Source organism: Streptacidiphilus sp. MAP12-33, assembly GCF_041261265.1.
Classification (GTDB): Bacteria; Actinomycetota; Actinomycetes; order Streptomycetales; family Streptomycetaceae; genus Streptacidiphilus.
Genome location: NZ_JBGCCA010000005.1, coordinates 169,498 through 189,687, shown reverse-complemented (window position 1 = coordinate 189,687; position 20,190 = coordinate 169,498). Strand labels below are relative to the sequence as shown.

The following is a 20,190-nucleotide window of genomic DNA, read 5'->3' as shown; positions in this document are numbered from 1 at the left end:
GGCCGTGACCGGGCACTCAGAGGCCGCGGACCCACACGTGGCCGCGGCGCGGCGGGAACATCCGGTGGACGAGACCGCGCCCCGGGAGCTCCCGGGGCAGAGCCACCTCGTAGGCGTTCCAGTCCAGTCGTGCCGCGGCGGCGATCCGGCGGATGTACTGCTCGTCGAAGCCGGTCGCGGCCATCGTGGCCAGCCGCCGGCCCGTCGCGTCCAGGAGCAGGATGGAGAACTCGTCCCGGTACTCGCCCACGCGGTGCTCCTTGAGCCACACCAGCTCGGTGGGGCGGGCCGCCAGTCGTGACCCCGCGTCGTGTCCGGGCTGTTCGAGGTTGACCTGGACGAGGGCGCCCGTGGCGCCGGACAGGACCAGCGAGTGTCCCGTCCACTTCACCTCGGACGCGGCGCGCCCGTTCCCGGTCCAGGGGGTGGCCGGGGTCACCGGCCGGCGGTCCGACGGCGCCTGCGGCGGCGGCAGCCGGGTCGGGAAGACGCCGAGCGGTTCGCCGAAGTGCGTCGGCGCGGGCTCCGAGTCCCGTGCCGGGATGCGCCCGTTGCGGCCCCGGTCCGGGTCGAAGCCGAGCGCGTAGCGCGGCAGGGAGTGCGCGTTCATGCGCCGGATCTCCTCGCCGAGCCCCGCCGTGCGCACCGCGAGGCGCAACGGCTCGGGCAGCACGGTCAGCCACAGCACGAGGTCGAGCAGCGGCAACGCGAGCGCGGGCCAGACGGGCCAGGACGCCCCGGTCAGCGGCCACAGCAGGACGAGGACCGCCGCCGTGCGCCAGGCGATCCACCGGCTCAGCAGTCGCAGCCGCAGCGCGTCCGGCAGCCCGCGTTCCGGCAGCCGCCAGATCCACCGCACCGGCCGGAGCCAGCTCCTCGACGCTCCCGCCCGGCGCGCGAGCCTGGCGCGCAGCAGCCCGATCATCCCGTCCCCCATGTCCCCCGAGTGATGCCATCCTCTCCTCCCGGCCCCAGGCGCGCCAGACGCCGACCGTCCGGGCGGACGACGCACGGTGTCACCCGCTTGCGCGCGACGACGAAACAGGTGCGCAAGACCTGGAGAATCCAGCGAAAGTCACTGTCTGCTGTATGCAAATGACGGAGGCTTCGCAAGTATGCGTCCCATGACGCGCAGACTTGCAGAGGTCGCAAAGAAGGTGGGAGTCAGCCAGGCCACGGTGAGCCGGGTGCTCAACGGACGCACCGGTGTCTCGGACGCCACCCGGCAGGCGGTGCTGACCGCCATCGACGTGCTGGGGTACGAACGCCCTACCCAGTTGCGGGGTGTGCGGGCCCGGTTGGTCGGGCTGGTGGTGCCCGAGCTGCAGAACCCGATCTTCCCGGCGCTGGCTGAGGGCGTCGGCGGAGCGCTGGTGCAGTTGGGCTTCACGCCCGTGCTGTGCACCCGGACCGCGGGCGGACTGACCGAGGCGGAGTACGTCACGATGCTGCTGGACCAGCAGGTCTCCGGCGTGGTGTTCTGCGGAGGGCTCAGCACACAGGAGTACGGGCAGTTGCTCGGACGCGGCGTGCCGGTGGTCCTGCTCAACGCCGCCGTGGACTTCTCCGCGCTGCCGCCGACGCTGCTGGTCGACCCCGTGCACGGGTCCAAGCTCGGCTTCCCGCAGGTCTCCACCGACGACCACGCGGCCGTGGAGCAGGCGTTCGCGCACCTGTGGGCGCTCGGGCACCGGCGGATCAGCCTGCTGGTCGGCCCGGCGGAGCACATGCCCTCGCGGCGCAAGGCCGAGGCGTTCGGCCGCCTGTGTGCCCGGACCGGGACCGACCCGCGCGGGCGGATCGGCCACGCGCTCTTCTCCTTCGAGGGCGGCCAGGCCGCCGCGCACGAGTTGCTGGCGACGGGCGCGACCGCGCTCGTCTGCGGCAGCGACATCCTGGCCCTCGGTGCGGCGCGGGCCGCCAGGCGGCTCGGGCTGGAGGTTCCGCACGACGTCTCGGTCGTCGGCTACGACGACTCGGCGTTCATGAACTACACCGACCCGCCACTGACGACACTGCGCCAGCCGATCGACGCGATGGCGCGCGCCGCCGTGCAACTGCTGCTGGGTCAGATCGACGGCGGCGCACCGACGCCCAAGGAACTGCTCCACGAGCCGGAACTGGTCGTCCGCGGCTCCACCGCACCCCCTCGGGCGCCGGGCGGCCGCCTCCCGGAGGGAGCCCGGTTGACCCGCGTCTGAGCCCTGCGACGTCAGGCCCGGAGCCAGACGGCCGTGTCCGGCGGGAGCGCCGTCCCGCCCCCTGCCAGCGGGCCGCCGGCGAGCAGGACATCGGCGCCCTGCGGCAGCGGGAGCTCCGTGTCGCCGAGGTTGACCACGCAGCGGAACGACGCGCCGCGCCGGAAGTCCAGCACCTGGGCACCGGCCTCCGGCGACCAGGCGAACTCCTCCCGGTGCAGGGCCGGTTCGGCCCGCCGCGCGCGCAGCGCCGTGCGGTAGAGGGTCAGCATCGAATCCGGCACGCCCTCCTGGGCCCGCGCCGTCAGCCCCGCCCAGGCGGACGGCTGCGGCAGCCACGGCGCACCGCTCGCGCCCGCCGGGCTGAAGCCGAACGGCGGGGCCTGCCCTGCCCACGGGAGCGGGACGCGGCAGCCGTCGCGGCCGATGTCCTCGCCCGCGCTGCGGAAGAAGAACGGGTCCTGGCGGGCGGCGTCGGGGATGTCGCGCACCTCCCACAGGCCGAACTCCTCGCCCTGGTAGAGGTAGCAGGAGCCGGGCAGAGCCAGGTTGAGCAGCAGCGCGGCGCGGGCCCGGCGGGTGCCGAGGGCCAGGTCGGTCGGGGCGCCGTGCTGGGCGGGACTGCGGCCCATCGCGCTGTCGGCGCGGCCGTAGCGGGTGACGTGGCGGGTGACGTCATGGTTGGAGAGGACCCAGGTGGGCGCCGCGCCGACGGGCGCGTGCGCGGCGAGGGTGCCGTCGATGACGGTGCGCAGCCGGTCCGCGTCCCAGGGGCAGTTGAGGTAGTCGAAGTTGAACGCGGAGTGCATCTCGTCGGCGCGCAGGTAGGCAGCCAGCCGTTCGGGGTCGGCCAGCCAGACCTCGCCGATGAGCGCCTTCGGCTCGGGGTAGGAGTCGGCGACCTTGCGCCAGCGCCGGTAGATCTCGTGCACCTCGTCGCGGTCCACGAACGGGTGTGGCTGCGGCGGCTGCGCTTTGGTGTGGTCGGGGCCGAAGGAGGGCAGTGCCGGGTCCTTGGCCGGCATGGTGGCGGAGTCGATCCGCACGCCGTCGATGCCCCGGTCGAACCAGAACCGCAGCACGGCCTCCAGTTCCTCCGCGACCTCGGCGCTGTTCCAGTTGAGGTCGGGCTGCTCGGCGGCGAACAGGTGCAGGTACCACTCCCCGTCGGGCAGGCGCGTCCAGGCCGGGCCGCCGAACTCGGACGCCCAGTCGTTGGGCGGCAGTTCGCCGTTCTCGCCGCGGCCGGGACGGAACCAGAACCGGGCGCGGGCGGCGGAGCCGGGCGCGGCGGCGCGGGCCTCCTCGAACCAGGCGTGCCGGTCGGAGACGTGGTTGGGGACGATGTCGACGATGATCCGCATGCCGAGCGCGTGGGCCTCGGTGATCAGCGCCTCCGCCTCGGCGAGGGTGCCGAAGGCGGGGTCGATCCGGCGGTAGTCGGCGACGTCGTAGCCGGCGTCGGCCATCGGGGAGGCGTACCAGGGGTTGAACCAGAGCGCGTCGACGCCGAGTTCGGCGAGGTAGGGCAGCTTGGCGCGGACCCCGGCGAGGTCGCCGACCCCGTCGCCGTCGGCGTCGGCGAAGGAGCGGACGTAGACCTGGTAGATCACGGCGTCACGCCACCACGCGGGCGCGCTCGCGGGATGGCCGGGGTCGGCCCGGGTCGTGGCGGCGTGGCCTGCTGTGCGTGCACGGAGAGTCATGAGCGGGTACTCCTCGGCGAGGGAGACGGGCGGGCGGGTGTCCGGGAGCGCGCGTCAGGTGCGCGCTCCCGGACACCGGTCAGGGGGGAGGGGCTCCCGGGATCAGTCGAAGATCTCGAACTCGGAGAGCTGGGCGGCGGGCCAGCCGGTGTTGCCGGTCACGACCACCTGGAGGTAGCGCTCGCTGGTCCCTGCGGGCAGGGCCAGCGTGACGGTGTTGGCGCCGGCCGGGTCGAAGACGTGGTCGGCGGTGGGCACCAGGGTGCTCCAGGTGCTGCCGTCGGAGGAGCCGAGCACGGCCAGGGTCTGGGTGCGGGCACCCCAGTTGGGCGGCAGGGTCAGCACGACGCTGCGCTCCTGCTGGGCGGTGCCGAGGTCGGCGGTGAGGGTCTGCGGCCAGCCGGCGTTGTCCTGACTCTCCCAGTAGGAGCCGCTGTTGCCGTCGTTGGCGTTGGACGCGGGGAAGCCGGGCAGCTCGCTGCCGGCGGTCAGCGTCGCGTTCAGCGCGAGGTTGCTGGGCGGCGCCACGCCGCCGTCGCCGCCGAGCGGGTCGGTGCTGCCGACCAGCCGGACGGCCGTCGCCGAACCGCCCTGGGTGGCGGGGAGGGTGAGCGTGCCCTCGGTGACGCCCTCGTGCTGCGCCGTGAACGCGACGTCGAGCACGCACCAGGCGGCCGTGTCGGTCGGGTCGGCGGCGTCGAGCGTCGGCCCGCACGGGTGAGCGGGGTCGGCGGTGACGGTGAAGCCGGGGCTCGTCACCGCGCCGCCGAGCGCGGCGGCGGTCGCGCCGGTGTTCATGACGACGACCCTCTGGGCGGGTGTGGCCTGCCCGACGGTCGCGGCCTCGAACGTCGTCGTGCCGGGGTAGGCCCACAGCGGGGAGCTCGCGGGCAGCCCGCAGGTGGTGGACTTCCAGCCGCCGTTGCCGCCCGCGTCCTTGAGCGCGAACCCCGCGCCGCAGCTGAACACCCCGGCGAGGCCGACGCGGGTCGCCCGCGTGCCGGAGACGGTGACCGAGCCCGGGGCCTGGTCCTGGAAGACGTAGCTGCCGACGCCGTCGACGTGGTTGTCGTCGATCCGGACGTTGCTGACGACGTGGCCGGCGCTGGGCGGCGTGGTGACGGCGGCGCCGACGTAGGCGTTCGAGTTCTGGAACATGAACGCGGAGTACGGGCTGTCGACGATGTCGTTGCCGCGGATCTCGACGGGCGCGGTCATGTCGCCCTGCTGCGGGTCGAACCAGATCGCACCGACACCGTAGTCCCAGCCCGGGTCCCACTGGCCGGTGCGGACCAGCCGGTTGCCGGTGACCAGCAGCGGGCCGCTCATCGGGACGGAGCCGAAGCGCTGCCCGATGCCGATGCCGCCGCCCCGGGTGACGGTGTCCTGGAGCAGGTTGCCGCTGATGACGTCGTCCGCGCCGGAGCCGTAGACGCCGATGTTGTTGGCCAGGCCCGGTGAGTCGACGGTGTTGTGGACCAGCGCGTCCTGGGTGTCGCCGTAGTTCTCCGACCACAGGGCCAGGCCGTCGTCGCCGGTGTTGCGCAGGAAGTTCTGCGTGATCAGGGTGTGGGTGACCGGGCCGTCGGCGGCGTTGAGGTTGATCCCGTCGGCGGTGGTGTCCTGGATGCGCAGGTGGTCCAGGGTCAGGCCGGTGCTGGGGCCGATGATCCAGGCGCCGGCCTTCTCGTTCTGGATCCAGACGTGGGAGATCCGCGAGTCGCTGAAGCCGCCGTTGAAGCCGGTGTCGGCGCTGTTGCTGTCGTCGCGGACGTCGACATTGCCGAAGATCGCCAGCCCGGAGATGTCCACCTCGCTGCTGGGCGGGTTCTGCTTGCCCGCGAAGGAGACGTTGTGGCCGGTCAGGACGGTGTACCACTCCCCCGCACCGGCGATGGTGACGTGGTCGACGTTGAGCGGGGCGCTGAGGGTGTAGGTGCCCGGCGGCAGGTAGAGGCCGCGCCCGGCGGCGGAGGCGGTGTCGATGGCCTCCTGGAGCGCGGCGGTGGTGTCGGTCGCGCCGGTGGCGTCGACGCCGAGGGCGGTGGCGTCGAGATAGCCGCCGGGCCTGGCCGTCGGGGGCGCGACCTGCTCGAAGTCGGCGGTGTTGACGACATACCAGGGGGCGTTGTCGCCCGGGTCGACGCGCAGCGTGACGACCGTCCCGGCGGGCAGGGTGCGGCCGAAGCGGTAGCGGGCATCGTCGTAGAAGTCGTGCGGCACCTGGCCGTCGGGCTTGCCGACGCTGGGGTTGTTGCTGAACGGGTAGTTCCCGTAGAGCCAGCTGAACTGGGAGGTCAGCTGGAGCGCGGTCTCGGCCCTGCCGTCGACGTAGAGCGAGAGCGGTGCGTCGATCCCGCCCCCGTGGAGCGAGTCCGGCAGCGCGTAGTGGAAGTCGACGGCGTTGGCCGGCCGGGTGAGGGTGAAGCTCACGTATGCGCCCTGCCCGACGAGCTGGACGGCGGCGCGGCCGGTGGCCTCGCTCGCGAGCGTGCCGTAGCGGTAGTCGGGGCCGAGGACGATGCCGTTGGTGCGGGCGTGCGGGCTGGTGGCCGCGTTCTGCTCGACGAACGGGACGGCGGCGCCGACCGCGTCGGGGCGGGGTGCGTCGGCGTGGGCGGCCCCGGCGGGGAGGACGGCCAGCGGCGCGGCGAGCAGCAGGGCGGCGAGCGCGGCCAGGTCGGTTCTGCGCCGCGGACGCGCGGCGCTACGGGAGGTCATGGGATGCGGCTCCGGAGGCTTCGGGGATCAGCCCTTCATCGCGCCGGCGGTGAGCCCGGCCATGATGTTGCGCTGGAAGAAGAGGAAGAACACGATGGTCGGCACGCTGGCGATGGCGAGCGCGGCGACGAAGACGTTCTCGGGGACGCCGACGTGCAACTGGTTGATCCCCACGTTGACCGTCTGCGTCGAGGTGTCGGTGAGCACCAGCAGCGGCCACAGGAAGTCCTTCCAGACCCCGACCACCGCGAAGATCGACACCACGCCGAGGATCGGCCGCGACATCGGCAACACCACCGACCAGAGCGTGCGCAGCGGCCCGGCCCCGTCGATCGCGGCGGCCGCCAGCAGCTCGGTGGGGATGGAGTCGAAGAAGCGCTTCAGCAGGAACACGTTGAAGGCGTTGGCCACCGAGGGGAGCCAGATCGCCCACGGGGTGTTGAGCAGGCTCCAGTGGGTGAACGGCAGGTCGTTGGCGGTCAGGTAGGCGGGCAGCACGATGACGGTTGTCGGGATCATCAGCGTGGCGAGCATCGCGAACAGCACCCCGTTGCCGAACACCGGCCGCAGCTTGGACAGCGCATAGGCGGCGGCCACGTCGAAGACGAGCTGGAAGGCGAGCGCGCCGCCCGCGTAGAGGGTGGTGTTGAGGATCAGCCGGCCCAGGTCCATGTCCCGCCAGGCGGTGGCGAAGTTGCCGGGCGCCGGGGAGGTGGGCAGCAGCGAGGGCGGGGTCTGGATGATCTGCTGCGGCGTCTTGAATCCGCCGCTCACCATCCAGTACAGCGGGAAGAGGAAGGCGAGGGCGAACAGCGCGGTCAGGACCCAGAAGACGGTCCAGTAGACGGTCCGGCCGAGCGGGCGGGCCAGCTGGGCCTGGGAGATCAGGGTGCGCGTCGGGGTGACGAAGGCGGACATCGGGCCTACTCCTCCTCGGCGCGGCGGCTCAGCCACAGGTAGCCGCCCGCGAAGGCGATCAGGACGAGCAGCAACAGCACGCCCAGTGCGGCGGCGCTGCCGTAGTTGTCGTAGTTGAAGGCGTACTGGTAGATCAGGTAGACGACGCTGGTGGTGTCGTTCGCGGATCCGGTGATGATGTACGGCTCCAGGAAGACCTGCATGGTGCCGACGATCTGGAGCAGCAGCATCATCGAGAGGATCAGCCGGGTCTGCGGCACCGTCACGTGCCAGACGCGGCGCAGCAGACCGGCGCCGTCGAGCTCGGCGGCCTCGTAGAGCTCGCCGGGGATGCCCTGGAGCGAGGCGAGGTAGACCAGGACGGTGCCACCCATGTTGATCCAGGTGGAGAAGAGCACCAGACAGAGCACGGCGAGGGTGTGCGAGGACTGGAGCCACTGCACTCCCGGCAGGCCGACGGCGTGCAGGACCGCGTTGAACAGGCCGCTGTCGTCCGGGGTGTAGAACCACTTCCACAGGAAGGCGGCGGCCACCGGCGGCATCATCACCGGGAGGTAGACCAGCAGCCGGAAGTAGGAACGCGCGTGCCGGATCTCGTTGAGGACCACGGCGAGCGCGAACGGCACGGCGTAGCCGACGACGAGCGCGAACAGGGTGAACAGGCCCGTGGTGCGCCAGGCGCTCCAGAAGTCCGGGTCGTGCAGCACACGTTGGTAGTTGCGCAGCCCCACCCACTTGGTGTCACCCGCGAAGTTCGTGTACTGGAAGCTCATGATCACCTCGCGGATCATGGGATACCAGGAGAACACCGCGAAGCAGAGGACCGCGCCGGCCAGGAACAGGTAGGCGGTGGCATTGCGCCGCAGCCTGCGGCGCAGGCCGCCGCGCCGGGCCGGGTCGGCGGCCCGCAGGTCGCGGGCCACCGCGCGGGTCAGGTTGATCGTCGCCATGGTGGGTGGGGCTCTCGTCTCGTCGTCCGCGAAGGGTGAGGGTGCCAGCTACTGCTGGGCGTTGGCCAGGATGCTGTTCGCGGCGGCCTTGAAGGTGTCGAGCAGCTTCTGCGGGTCGGCGTTCGGGTCGGTGAGGACCGCGTCCATGGCCTTGTCGCCCTGGGCGTACAGGGCCTGCGCCTGCGGCGGCTCGACCAGCAGCTTCATGCTGGGCAGCGCGGCGACGTAGGTGGCGAAGTTGGCGACGGGCATGTTCGCGTACCTGGCCATGGCGGCGGCGTCGGCGGAGGCGGTGGCGCCGGTCCACAGGTCCGGCTCGGGCAGGCCGACCGGCTCCTTCTGCTCGGCGCGGCGCGGGTAGTTGAAGTTCAGGCCCTGGCCGGACGTGAGGAACTCGTAGTTGATCCACTTGATGCCGGCCTGGATCTGGGCCGGGGTGTCCTTCTTGTTGAACATGTAGCCGTCGCCGCCGACGAGCGTGGCGGCCTGGCCGGGCATCGGGCCGACGGCCATGTCGTCGTAGGAGACGTTGTACTGGTCGTGGATGGTGGTCAGGGTGACCGGGTCGCCGACGTACATGCCGAGCTTGCCCGAGGCCATCATCTGGAGCAGGTCGTTGTACTGCAGGCCCTGCTTGGCGCCCATCACGTTGTCGGTGAACCGCAGCTTGTGCAGGAACTGGAGCACCGCGAGACCGTTGGCGTCGTCGAACGCGGCGGACTTGCCGTCGGGGGTGACCATGGTGCCGCCGCGCGAGTACAGCTCGGCGGTGAAGTGCCAGCCCCCGGTGTTGGCGGCGCTGTAGTCGGCGTAGCCGACGGTGCCGTTGCCCAGCTTGCTGATGGCGATGGCGTCGGCCTCGACGTCGTCCCAGGTCGTCGGCGGCTTGTTCGGGTCCAGGCCCGCCTTCTGGAACAGCGTCTTGCTGTAGACCAGGCCGAGGCTGTAGTTGCCCTTCGGGATGCCGTAGAGGTCGCCGGAGGCGGTGCCGCCCTGCTTGTAGATGTTCGTCAGAGCGGGCTGGATGTCGGCGAGGCCGTGGATCTGGCCGGCGTACCGCTGGATGTCGGCGGCCTGGCCGGACGCGACGACGTTGGCGCCGTCGGTGAAGTAGGTGTAGAAGACGTCGTCCATCTTGCCGCCGGCCAGCTTGGCGTTGAAGGTGGCCGGGTCGTCGCAGGGGTTGCTGTCGTCGCCCTTGACGGTGATGTTCGGGTTGAGCTTCTCGAAGGCGGCGACGTCGGCGATCCAGTTGGCGCGCGGGCCGGCCTGGGTGGTGGGCGGCATGCACCCGACGGTGATGCTGACCTTGCCGTCGGCGCTCGCGCCGCTGGAGCCGGAGTTCGAGCTGGCGCAGGCGGCGGCGGAGAGGACGAGGCCGGTCGCGAGGGCGACACGGGTGGCGGTGCGAAGTCTCATCTTCGGTCCCTGAGGGCGAGGCGGGCGGGGAATCGGTGCTGGTCAGGGCCGCACCCGGTGGTGGGGTGGCGGTCTCGGCCCGGCGTGCAGCACAAGCTACGGGCCGCCCGAGAAGGGGTGCAAGAGAGAAACCGATATACGCAAAACCTGGATGTACTGGCGCAAGTGGCTGCTGTTTGCGCGGCAGCGGCTGTAGAAAACCAGGCATCCGGTGTGACACAGTGCCCGCATGACGCGCAGACTCGCCGAAGTGGCACGCAAGGTGGGCGTCAGCGAGGCGACGGTGAGCCGGGTGCTCAACGGCAGGTCCGGCGTCTCCGACACCACCCGCCAGGCCGTGCTGACCGCCCTCGACGTGCTCGGTTACGAGCGGCCCACCCAACTGCGGGGCGTCCGCGCCCGCCTGGTCGGGCTGGTGCTGCCCGAACTGCAGAACCCGATCTTCCCGGCCCTGGCCGAGATGGTCGGCGGCGCGCTGGTGCAGCTGGGCTTCACGCCCGTGCTGTGCACCCGCTCCGCCGGCGGGCTGTCCGAGGCCGAGTACGTGACGATGCTGCTGGACCAGCAGGTCTCCGGCGTGGTCTTCTGCGGCGGCCTCAGCCGCGAGGAGCACCGTCAGTTGCTGGAGCGCGGCGTGCCGGTGGTGCTGCTCAACGCGGCCGTCGACCACGCCGGCTTCCCGCAGGTCTCCACGGACGACGCGGCGGCGGTCCGGCAGGCCTTCGCCCATCTGCACGCGCTCGGCCACCGCGACATCGGCCTGCTGGTCGGCCCGGCCGACCACGCCCCCTCCGCGCACAAGACCGCCGCCTTCGCCGAGGTGTGCCGCCGCGCGGGCCTGGACCCGGCCGGACGCGTCGGACACGCGCTCTTCTCCTTCGAGGGCGGCCAAGCCGCGGCGGCGGAACTGATCGACGCGGGTGCCACCGCGCTCGTCTGCGGCAGCGACGTGCTCGCGCTGGGCGCGATCCGCGCGGCCCGCCGTGCCGGACTGGAGGTCCCGCGCGAGTTCTCGGCCGTGGGCTTCGACGACTCGGCGTTCATGAACTACACCGACCCGCCGCTGACGACGTTGCGCCAGCCGATCGACGCGATGGCGCGCGCCGCCGTGCAACTGCTGCTGGGTCAGATCGAGGGCGGCGCGCCGACACCCCGGCAGTTGCTGCACGAGCCCGAGCTCGTCGTGCGCGGCTCCACAGCGCCGTACGTGCCGCGCAGGCGGCCGGCCGCGGCAGCGGCGGGTGGGGACGCCGTCCTGCTCCCGGGAGCGCGCGCAAGTCGTCGACCGTTCTGATGGGTTCTTTTCAGGGCGTGCACCCACCGTCGTCGGTCCGAAAAGGGCAACACCGCTGCTGACCTGCCTTCGCAAACCACGACAAGGACATGACGCGACTGCGGGCCGCTTTTTGCGGGGCGCGCGCGATTCGTTGTGCGGGTCCCGCACCGGGGCTACCGTGCCGTGGCGTTGCCTGCTCCCCCACCTTCTGGAGCGTCATGCCCACCTCTGCCCTGCGGCTTTCGCGCGCCCGCGCACTGCCCACCGCCGTCCTCTGCGTCCTCGCGCTGCTCCTCGCCCTCGCCGTCGCGCTGGGCTTCGCGCCCGCCGCGCACGCCGCCACCGTGTACGAGGCCGAGAGCGCCGCACTCTCCGGCGGCGCCGTCGTCGCCTCCGACCACACCGGCTACACCGGCACCGGCTTCGTCGGCGGCTACACCGACACCAACAAGGGCGCCGCCGACACCGCCTTCACCGTCAACGCGTCCGCCGCAGGCGCGTTCACCTCGACGCTGCGCTACTCCAACGGCACCGGCTCGACGATGACCCTCTCCGTCTACCTCGACGGGACGAAGACCGGTCAGATCTCGCTGCCCGCCACCGCCGACTGGAACACCTGGGGCACGGTCTCCACCACGCTGAACCTGACCGCCGGATCCGACACCATCGGCTACAGGTTCGACTCGACCGACTCCGGCAACGTCAACCTCGACAACATCAGCCTCGCCGCCGTCCCGCCGCCACCGCCGGGCCAGTACGAGGCGGAGAACGCCGCGTTGTCCGGCGGCGCGGTCGTGGCCGCCGACCACGCCGGCTACACCGGCACCGGCTTCGTCGGCGGCTACACCGACACCAACAAGGGCACCGCCGACACCGTCTTCACCGTCACCACCTCCGGCGCCGGAGCCACGCCGGTGACGCTGCGGTACGCCAACGGCAACGGCTCCGCCAAGACGCTCTCGGTGTACGTGAACGGCACGAAGGTCCAGCAGGACGCGCTCGCGGCCACCGCCGACTGGAACACCTGGGCCGTCCAGGCCGACACGCTGACCCTGAGCGCGGGCAGCAACACCATCGGCTACAAGTTCGACTCCACGGACACCGGCAACGTCAACCTCGACAACATCACCGTCGGCAGCGCCGCCTCGTCCTCTCCCACGGCCTCTCCCTCCCCCAGCCCCAGCTCGACCGGGGGCACCGGGCAGGTCTACCAGGCCGCGAACGCGTTCTTCACCGGCGGCCCGGCCCTCGCCACCTCGCTCGCGGGCTACACCGGCACCGGCTACCTCACCGGCTTCACCGCCACCGGCGCGGTCGTCGACTTCACCGCGGACGTGCCGAGCGCGGGCAGCTACCCCGTCTCCCTCGCCTACGCGAACAGCACCGGCGCCGCCCAGACCGTCTCGCTCTACGTCAACGGCGTGAAGGCCGGTCAGCTCTCCCTGCCCGCGGGCAGCGGCTGGCTCCAGAGCAGCGCGCAGAGCGAGCCGCTGCGCTCCGGCCTGAACCTGATCGCCTACCGCGCCGACTCCGGCGACAGCGGCAACATCGCGATCAACAGCGTCACCGTCACCGGCGGCACCGCGCTCGCCGCCCAGGGCGCCACCCTGCCGTACACCGAGTACGCCGCCGCGAGTGCTCAGACCAACGCCACCGTTCTCCCTTACAGCACCACCTACCCGAGCCTCCAGGCCGAGGCGACCGGCCGCAAGGCCGTGCAGCTCACCGCCACCGGCCAGTACGTCCAGTTCACCCTGACCGCGCCCGCGAACTCGATCGTGCTGCGCTACTCGATCCCCGCCAACTCCGACGGCTCGACCGCCACCGCGCCACTCGCCCTGTACGCGAACGGCGGCAAGCTCCAGGACCTGAGCCTGACCACCCAGTACTCCTGGCTCTACGGCGGCGGCTACTACGACACACGCACCCCCAGCAACGGCGTCGCGCACCACTTCTACGACGAGACCCGCGCCCTGATCGGCAACTGGCCCGCCGGGACGGTGCTCAAGCTCCAGAAGGACGCCGCCGACACCGCCGCCTCCTACACGATCGACGTGCTCGACGCCGAACAGGTCGACCCCGCCTACGCGATGCCCGCCACCGGCTACACCTCGGTCACCTCCTACGGCGTCACGCCGAACAGCGGAGCCGACGACACCACCGCGATCAACAACGCGCTCAGCGCCCTCTCGGGCACCGGCACCGGCCTCTGGTTCCCCGCCGGGACGTACCTCATCTCCGGCCGGATCAGCTTCGCAGGCGTGTCGATCAGGGGCGCGGGCGAGTGGTACACCACCATCCAGTCCACCTCGCCCAACGGCTCCGGCGGCCTGTTCGCCACCGGCGGCGTCAACCAGGTCGCGGACCTGAGCATCACCGGCGACCAGACCTTCCGCAACAACGACTCCGGCGCCGCCGGCATCGAGGGCAGCTTCGCCTCCGGCTCGCTGATCTACGACGTGTGGATGGAGCACCTGAAGGTCGGCCTCTGGGCCAACCCCGGCAACGGCCTGTACGTGGTCGGCGACCGCGTCCGTGACGTCTTCGCCGACGGCATCCACGTCCACGGCGGCAGCACCGGCACCCGCGTCGACCAGACCGAGGTGCGCAACACCGGCGACGACGAGCTCGCCCTGGACACCGAGGGCGGCAACGTCACCGGCTGCTCGCTGACCAACAACACCGTCAGCAGCCCGATCCAGGCCAACGGCATCGGGGTCTACGGCGGCGGGAGCAACACCGTCGCGAACAACCTCGTCTCCGACACCGTCGCCTTCGGCTCCGGCATCACCGTCAGCACCGCCTTCGGCGGTGGCTTCACCGGGCCGACGACTGTCAGCGGCAACGCGCTGGTGCGGGCGGGCTCGTACAACTCCAACTGGGGCTCCTCGCTGGGCGCCCTGTGGATCTACGCCAGCACCGCCGACATCACCGCGCCGGTGACCGTCACCGGCAACACCGTCAGCAACGCCACCTACCAAGGGGTCCTGCTCAGCTACGGCAAGCAGATCAGCAACCTGACCCTGGACCACCTGGCGATCAGCGGCGCCGGCACCTACGGCATCGACATCTCCAGCGTCACCGGCAGCATGACCGCGAACTACGTCACCGTGACCGGCGCCGCCTCCGGCGGCCTGAACAACCCCGGCGGCTACACGATCAACCGCGGGGCGGGCGACAGCGGGTTCTGATCCCCTCTGCTCCCACGGTCCGGGAGGCCCGGTGCCCGCCGCTCACGCGGGCGCCGGGCTCAGCCCTCGGCGCTCGCCCGTGCGCGCGCCTGCGCGTAGCGGGCGGCGAGCGGCCCGTAGCTCAGCCCGTGGAGGGCCAGGCTGATCAGGACGGTCATCGTCATCACCTGGCCCACCAGGTCGGCGGCGTGCGGGTCGGTCGGCGCGAGGCCGACGAACGCCAGCAGCCCGAACACGATCGACGCGAGCCCCCGCGGGCCCAGCCACGCCAGCACCAGCCTGTCGGTGAGGTCGAGTCCGGTTCCGATCAGGCAGAGCAGCACCGGCCCGGCCCGCACCACCGTCAGCGTCAGTACCGCGTAGGCGACCACGCGCGGATCGAACTCCCCGGTGAACGCCTGGGTGACCAACTGCCCGAAGACGAACCAGAGCGCCAGCGACATCAGCGTCCCGGCGTCCTCCACCAGGCTCAGCACCTTGGGCGGCAGCGAGGGCACGTCCGGGCGGACGCACAGGCCGGCGACGAAGGCCGCGACGAAGCCGTTCCCGTGGAGTACCCCCGCCACCGCGTAGGCCAGCAGCGGCACCGCGAGCAGCCCGAGCCGGATCGCGGCGGGCGTGGTCCAGCGTTCCCGCCACGCACGCCGCAGCAGCCGACCGCCGGGGCGCCCGACCAGCCCCCCGGCCACCGCCGCCCACAGCAGTTGGTCGAGCGCGTGTCCCACCGACTCGGACGCCGGGCCCGGCGAGGTGCCGTGTGTCTCCACACCGGCCAGACAGAGCAGGAAGACCGGGGCGACGATGCCGTCGTTGAGACCGCTCTCGACGGTCAGCACCCCGCGCAGCCAGGTGGGCAGCCGGGAGTCCCGGATCAGCTCGGCGGCGGGGGCCAGATCGACGGGAACGGTGACCGCCGCGAAGAGGGCGGCCAGCCACCAGTCGAAAGGGAAGAGCAGACCGCCCAGCAGCGTCGCGGTCAGCAGGCCGAGCGGCAGGGCGAACACCAGCAGCCGGACCAGCAGGCCACGCTGCGCCTTGAAGACCCCGCCGGGCACCTCGGTGGCGTCGACGAACAGCAGGACGGCCAGGATGATCTCCACGGCGTGTTCCGCGTCGTGGGTCGTCAGCCCGATCCGCACCGGCGCGTGCGGCCCCGCCGTCAGCGCCACGCCCGCTGCGGTCAACGCGACGGGCGCGGTGACGCTCCACCGGGTCAGCCGGGCGGCGACCAGCGCCCAGGCCAGCAGCGTCCCCATACTGACGGCCAACGCGACCACGCACGCACCTGTCTTCCTCCGGCGGACGGGCGGACACCCCCGGTCCGCACGGTAGGAAGCCGCACCCCGGCAGCTCCAGCCCGCCACGCCGGGCAACCGGGTGACCGGCACGCCGTGTAGGTTGGCCGCCACGCCGCTACACGGCCACACCGCCGCCGAACCGAGAGGTGAACCCATGGCCGCCCGCCCCCGCGTGCTCTTCGTGACGGACCTGGCCTACCCGGCCCGGGGCCGGCGCTACGGCGACGAGGACGTCTTCCTGACCTCGCGGCTGCGGAGCGAGTTCGACCTCGCCCTGTGCCACCCGCTGGACGCCGCCGCGCTGATGGACGGGTTCGACGCGGTGGTGGTCCGCAACAGCGGGCCGGTGCTGCACTACCAGGCCGCGTACGAGGCCTTCCGGCGGCAGGCCCTCGCCCGGGGCACCCGGGTCTACAACCCGCTGACGGGGCGCGGAGACATGGCCGGCAAGCAGTACCTGCTGGACCTGACCGCCGCCGGGTACCCCGTGATCCCCACCGTCGACCGGCAGGAGGATCTGGGGCGTCTGCCCGAGGCCGCGGAGTACGTCGTCAAACCGAAGGCCGGCGCGGACTCCATAGGGCTGCGCTTCGTCCCGGCCGCCGAGCTGCGCGACCTTGCCTACGGCGACGTCCTGGTCCAGCCGCGGATCGACTTCCGGTACGAGGTGTCGTTCTACTTCGTCGACGACACCTGCCAGTACGCCCTCCACGCCCCCGACCCCGACCGGCGCTGGGTCCTCGCGCCCTACGAGCCGACCGAGGCCGACCTCGCCTTCGCCCGGCGGTTCGTCGACTGGAACACCCTGGACCACGGCATCCAGCGCGTCGACGCCTGCCGGACCCAGGACGGCGCCCTGCTGCTGGTCGAACTCGAGGACCTCAACCCCTACCTCTCGCTCGACCTCCTCCCCGAGCCGGCCCGCGACGCGTTCGTCGCGGCCATGGCGGCCTCCCTGCACCAGGCGCTGGACGCCTGAGCCCGGCTACGCCGTGGCGCGGCCGTAGACCCGCTTGCCGAGCCACTGGCCACCGTCGACGGTCAGGCACTCCCCGGTCAGGTACGAGGAGCGGGGGCTGAGCAGGAAGAGGGCCGCGTCGGCGATCTCCGCCGGATCGGCGAAGCGACCGGCGGGAACGGAGCCGAGGACCTGGGCGCGGGCCTCGTCGGTGGCCCAGAGCGCCGCTCCCGGGGACGGCTCCACGCCTGCGGCAGCCGCCCCCGCACCTCGGGGACGGCTGCCGCGCCCGCGTGTTCCGGACCTCGCCCGGATCACCACCGCCGGTGGCGGTGCCTTCCGGTCGCCGTGGCGGACGCCGTGGGGATGGGAGAGCCGTTGGCAGCCGTGTCGGTCACGGCGGGCAGTGGGGAGGCACAGGCGGCGGCCGGGGAAGCAGTGGTGCAGCTCGCGGTGGGGGTCGCGATGGCGGTCACGGTGGGGGTCGCAACCGGGGTCGGCGCGGCGGACGCGGTTGTGGCCGGCGCCTGGCCCAGTGGCGTGAACGTCGCGTTGACCACCACGCCGTTGCCGTCCGTGGTGAGCGTGATCGGGTTGGCCGCGTTGAGCAGGCCCCCGCAGTTGAGGTTGGTGAAGGACTGGTTGGCGCGCATGGCCAGGAAGGTGAAGAGGTTGTTCGCCATCGCCGCGTCCACGGACGGGCCGTTCACGAAGATGGCCTGGTCCTTGAAGACGCGCTGGATACCCGTCGCGCTGCCGAACAGGTTCTGGCAGTAGGTGGTGCCGCTGCCGTTGTCGGCCGCGCCGATCGGGGGCATGTCGACGCCGGCGCGGTAGAGGTTGGTCTTGGTGGTGCTGGCGTTGTTGTTGTTCAGTGTCATCGGGTCGGTCAGCGGGACCAATGCGATCGGGGCCTGCTGGTTCGCCGCAGCGGAGAGCTCGTCCAGGGGCAGGGCGGCGGCGGCCATGCCGTCGCTGGACTGGTCCGGCCGGGTCCAGGGGGTGCAGCCCAGGGTCGGGTCGATGAACTGGGTCAGCAGCAGGTTGTCACTGCCGTTGGCCAGGTCGACCAGCTGCTGGTTCTGCAACGCCGCCTTGTTCGCGGCGTTGTTCTGCGCGATCCGGCCGTTCGCGGTGGCCAGGTAGTGGGTGACCACGTTGTCGCTCTGGTCCTGGTCCACCACCGAGAAGTCCCGGGTGGTCGGGCAGGGCAGGCCGTCCTTGGCGGTGCCGACCGGCGGAACCTGCAACGTGCCGGCCGCCGTCAGCTGGTTCGCGCTGCGGAAGAACGCCGGGGCGTTGCACTCGGCGAACTGGCCGAAGACCGCGCCTCGCAGTCCGTTCACGCACCGCCCCTGGCCCAGCGAGTTGCTGCCGCCTGCGTTCTTCAGGGTCAGGTTGGTGCCGTTGAAGCCGAACCAGATGCCCACCGTCGATCCCACCGGGACGGTGGCGGGTGCGGCCGGTGCGGCGGGCTGGGTGCCCTGGTCGATCACCAGTGGGTCGTAGAGGGTCACCTGCCCGGCCGGCGTGACGATCGCGGCCTCGACGAACGCGGACTGGTTGACGTCGGCCTCGTTGCACGGGCCCGCTGCCGCGTCCGTGGCCACCAGCCGGTACGGAGTGGCCAGGCCCTTGGCGCTGAGCGGGTTCGGCGGCACGACCAGGGTGCAGTTGGGGTTGGCGGCCGCGGCGGCCGGCTGGTTGTTCGCCGCCAGCGCGGTGGCCAGTCCGCCGGCCAGCAGCGGCAGCCCGGCCAGCAGGGCGATCCAGGTGGCTTTCCTGCCGCGGCGTCGGCGCCGTCGGTCCGGCGCGAAGCGCGACGAGTGCTGGGGAGTGTCCGAACGGCGCATGCGCGACTCAACTCCAATCCGGCTCCGGGCACCGGTGAGGTGCTCGGGGCTGTGTGTGCCGTGTGCGTGGTCTCCCCCGGCAGCGGGCCTCGCGGACCCGTCACGGGCCGCGTCCGCCGCAGGCGGGAAGGGGCCCCCGGGGGAAGCGGGGGCCGAGGTCGGGCGGATCGGGTCAGAAGTGCGTGCCCACAGCGGTGCTCGGTGCCACGGGCAGGCTTTGCACGGGCCTGGGCGATGTCGGCGACATGGTCGGCGGTGTCGCCGACGTCGTCGGAGCAGCGGTGAGCGTGGGGGGCGGGGTCGGCGAGGCCGAGCCGCTCGCGGTGAGGCTCAGGTGCAGGCGGGCCAGGAGCAGCGAGGTGACGGTCGGCCACCGGTGGATCCGCTGCCCGTAGACGGGGGTCTGCCGGACGAACGCCCAGACCAGGTCGCCGTCGGCCAGCACGGCGATGGTGCCGGACACGTGGACGGTCAGCACGAGGTCCGGGGTGAGGAACCGGCCGGTGAGGTCGACCAGCCGGAAGTGGGTGCCGGTGAAGGTCCCGTGCCGGACCGACTCCCAGCTGACCAGCAGGGCTGTCCTCCCGTACGGCGCCACGTGGACGTTGACGTTCGCGGTCCCCGCAGTGGCGGTCAGGATCACCGAACGGGCCGTGTGCGAGCGGGGGTCGACGAAGAGCAGCACGGCCTGGTCGGTGCTCCAGCGCGGCGTGACACTCCAGGTGAGGATGTTCTTGCGGGCGGAGACCGGCCCTCGGGAGGAGAGTGCCGTCACCCAACTCCCGTCGCCTACCTGCACCATGTCGTCGCCGGGCGTCAACGCCGAACCGGCGGACGTGCCGTCGTCGTAGCAGTTGTAGGCCACCGACGATGCCGCCGCCGGGCCCGACCAGCCGAGGGTGCGGCCGGTGTCACCCCGGCACCCCCACTCACGACCGCCGGGCAGCATCCGCCCGGAGTCGCTGACGTAGACCATCTTGTCGCCCCACCGGCCGTTCTGGGAGCCGCCGGCCCCGTGCACGGTGAAGACGGCGGCGTAGCGGCCACCGTTCCAGGCAAGCCGACCGTCGAGCACGGGGGCGGTGTCGTGGCTGGCGCTGCCGGTCAGCCTGGCGACGAACGCGACGCGGCCGTCGCGCACCCGGATCAGCGCAGCGGCGGTCTCCCCCCGGCGGTTGTGGTCCGCGACCCGGGTGAGCAGGGCGAAGCCGTCGTCGAAGGCCACCAGCCCGCCGATCTCGTGCGCGCCGGTGACGACGGTGTCCGGGTCCGTGCGGCGCAGTCGACCGTCGACCCGGGTGACGTGGACCGCGTTGGCGGCCTGCCAGGCCACCTCCACCGTGCCGTCGGGGGCCACGGCGGTGACCGTGTGCGTCCACTGCGGCATCCCGTGGCCGTCCGGGGAGAGATAGCTGAACGCGCTGCTCAGTTGGATGGTCGAGACAGAGATGTTCGCCGCGATGACGTCGCTGCTCGTCATCGGCGAGGCGTTGGTGGCCGTCTGGCTGGTGACGGTCCCCCAGTTCGCGGACGTGGCTGTCGCGCCACTGACCGGAGGGGCCGTCGGGGTCACGTCGGCGAAGGCCAGGCCTCCGCCGACGACCACCGCCAAGGCCAACGGTAAGCCGAACAGGAGGCGGTGCTTGCGCCGCTCCGATCGAACCCTGATGGCTGTGAGTCGTGTGCCGGGCATGTCTGCTGC

14 protein-coding genes are annotated in these 20,190 nt (G+C 72.1%); 4 read left to right on the top strand and 10 right to left on the bottom strand.

Annotated elements, in window-relative coordinates; all coding sequences use genetic code 11:
• Positions 1-16: 16 nt before the first annotated feature.
• Positions 17-937 (bottom strand): hypothetical protein, encoded by a 921-nt coding sequence (locus ABH931_RS07900; RefSeq protein ID WP_370111268.1) that lies wholly within the window; start codon positions 935-937, stop codon positions 17-19.
• Between the two features lie 187 nt (positions 938-1,124).
• On the opposite strand from ABH931_RS07900, the gene ABH931_RS07895 reads away from it, so the two are divergent.
• Positions 1,125-2,201 carry a LacI family DNA-binding transcriptional regulator gene (locus ABH931_RS07895; protein WP_370111267.1) on the top strand — a complete coding sequence of 359 codons (1,077 nt, stop codon included), beginning with the start codon at positions 1,125-1,127 and terminating at the stop codon, positions 2,199-2,201.
• Between the two features lie 11 nt (positions 2,202-2,212).
• On the opposite strand, the gene ABH931_RS07890 is transcribed toward ABH931_RS07895, so the two are convergent.
• The 5 genes from ABH931_RS07890 to ABH931_RS07870 all read right to left on the bottom strand — a co-directional run bounded on the left by ABH931_RS07890 (position 2,213) and on the right by ABH931_RS07870 (position 9,912).
• Positions 2,213-3,904: an alpha-amylase family glycosyl hydrolase gene (locus ABH931_RS07890; protein WP_370111265.1), complete on the bottom strand. Its 1,692-nt coding sequence runs from the start codon at positions 3,902-3,904 to the stop codon at positions 2,213-2,215.
• Between the two features lie 102 nt (positions 3,905-4,006).
• Entirely contained in the window at positions 4,007-6,625 is a 2,619-nt protein-coding gene (locus ABH931_RS07885; RefSeq protein WP_370111263.1) for a discoidin domain-containing protein, read from the bottom strand.
• 27 nt (positions 6,626-6,652) lie between these two features.
• Positions 6,653-7,543: a carbohydrate ABC transporter permease gene (locus tag ABH931_RS07880; protein ID WP_370111261.1), complete on the bottom strand. Its 891-nt coding sequence runs from the start codon at positions 7,541-7,543 to the stop codon at positions 6,653-6,655.
• A 5-nt stretch (positions 7,544-7,548) separates the two neighbouring features.
• The gene (locus tag ABH931_RS07875; protein ID WP_370111260.1) at positions 7,549-8,493 is read right to left on the bottom strand and encodes a carbohydrate ABC transporter permease; all 945 of its coding nucleotides are present in this window, start codon (positions 8,491-8,493) and stop codon (positions 7,549-7,551) included.
• Positions 8,494-8,541: 48 nt separating this feature from the next.
• Positions 8,542-9,912 carry an ABC transporter substrate-binding protein gene (locus ABH931_RS07870; RefSeq protein WP_370111258.1) on the bottom strand — a complete coding sequence of 457 codons (1,371 nt, stop codon included), beginning with the start codon at positions 9,910-9,912 and terminating at the stop codon, positions 8,542-8,544.
• 229 nt (positions 9,913-10,141) lie between these two features.
• On the opposite strand from ABH931_RS07870, the gene ABH931_RS07865 reads away from it, so the two are divergent.
• The gene (locus tag ABH931_RS07865) at positions 10,142-11,206 is read left to right on the top strand and encodes a LacI family DNA-binding transcriptional regulator (protein WP_370111256.1); all 1,065 of its coding nucleotides are present in this window, start codon (positions 10,142-10,144) and stop codon (positions 11,204-11,206) included.
• Between the two features lie 200 nt (positions 11,207-11,406).
• Positions 11,407-14,379 (top strand): CBM35 domain-containing protein, encoded by a 2,973-nt coding sequence (locus ABH931_RS07860; protein ID WP_370111254.1) that lies wholly within the window; start codon positions 11,407-11,409, stop codon positions 14,377-14,379.
• Between the two features lie 59 nt (positions 14,380-14,438).
• Here ABH931_RS07860 and ABH931_RS07855 read toward each other — a convergent pair whose 3' ends face one another.
• Positions 14,439-15,656, bottom strand: a complete 1,218-nt coding sequence (locus ABH931_RS07855) for a cation:proton antiporter (protein ID WP_370111253.1) — start codon at positions 15,654-15,656, stop codon at positions 14,439-14,441.
• Positions 15,657-15,831: 175 nt separating this feature from the next.
• Between ABH931_RS07855 and ABH931_RS07850 the strand changes: the two genes are divergently transcribed.
• Positions 15,832-16,656, top strand: a complete 825-nt coding sequence (locus ABH931_RS07850) for a hypothetical protein (RefSeq protein ID WP_370111252.1) — start codon at positions 15,832-15,834, stop codon at positions 16,654-16,656.
• A 6-nt stretch (positions 16,657-16,662) separates the two neighbouring features.
• Here ABH931_RS07850 and ABH931_RS07845 read toward each other — a convergent pair whose 3' ends face one another.
• The 3 genes from ABH931_RS07845 to ABH931_RS07835 form a co-directional block, all read right to left on the bottom strand.
• Positions 16,663-16,881: an SDR family oxidoreductase gene (locus ABH931_RS07845; RefSeq protein ID WP_370111251.1), complete on the bottom strand. Its 219-nt coding sequence runs from the start codon at positions 16,879-16,881 to the stop codon at positions 16,663-16,665.
• A gap of 68 nt (positions 16,882-16,949) precedes the next feature.
• A complete protein-coding gene (locus ABH931_RS07840) occupies positions 16,950-18,488 on the bottom strand; it encodes a hypothetical protein (RefSeq protein ID WP_370111249.1) in 1,539 nt (512 codons plus the stop codon).
• A 172-nt stretch (positions 18,489-18,660) separates the two neighbouring features.
• Entirely contained in the window at positions 18,661-20,181 is a 1,521-nt protein-coding gene (locus ABH931_RS07835; RefSeq protein WP_370111248.1) for a hypothetical protein, read from the bottom strand.
• Positions 20,182-20,190: the final 9 nt, after the last annotated feature.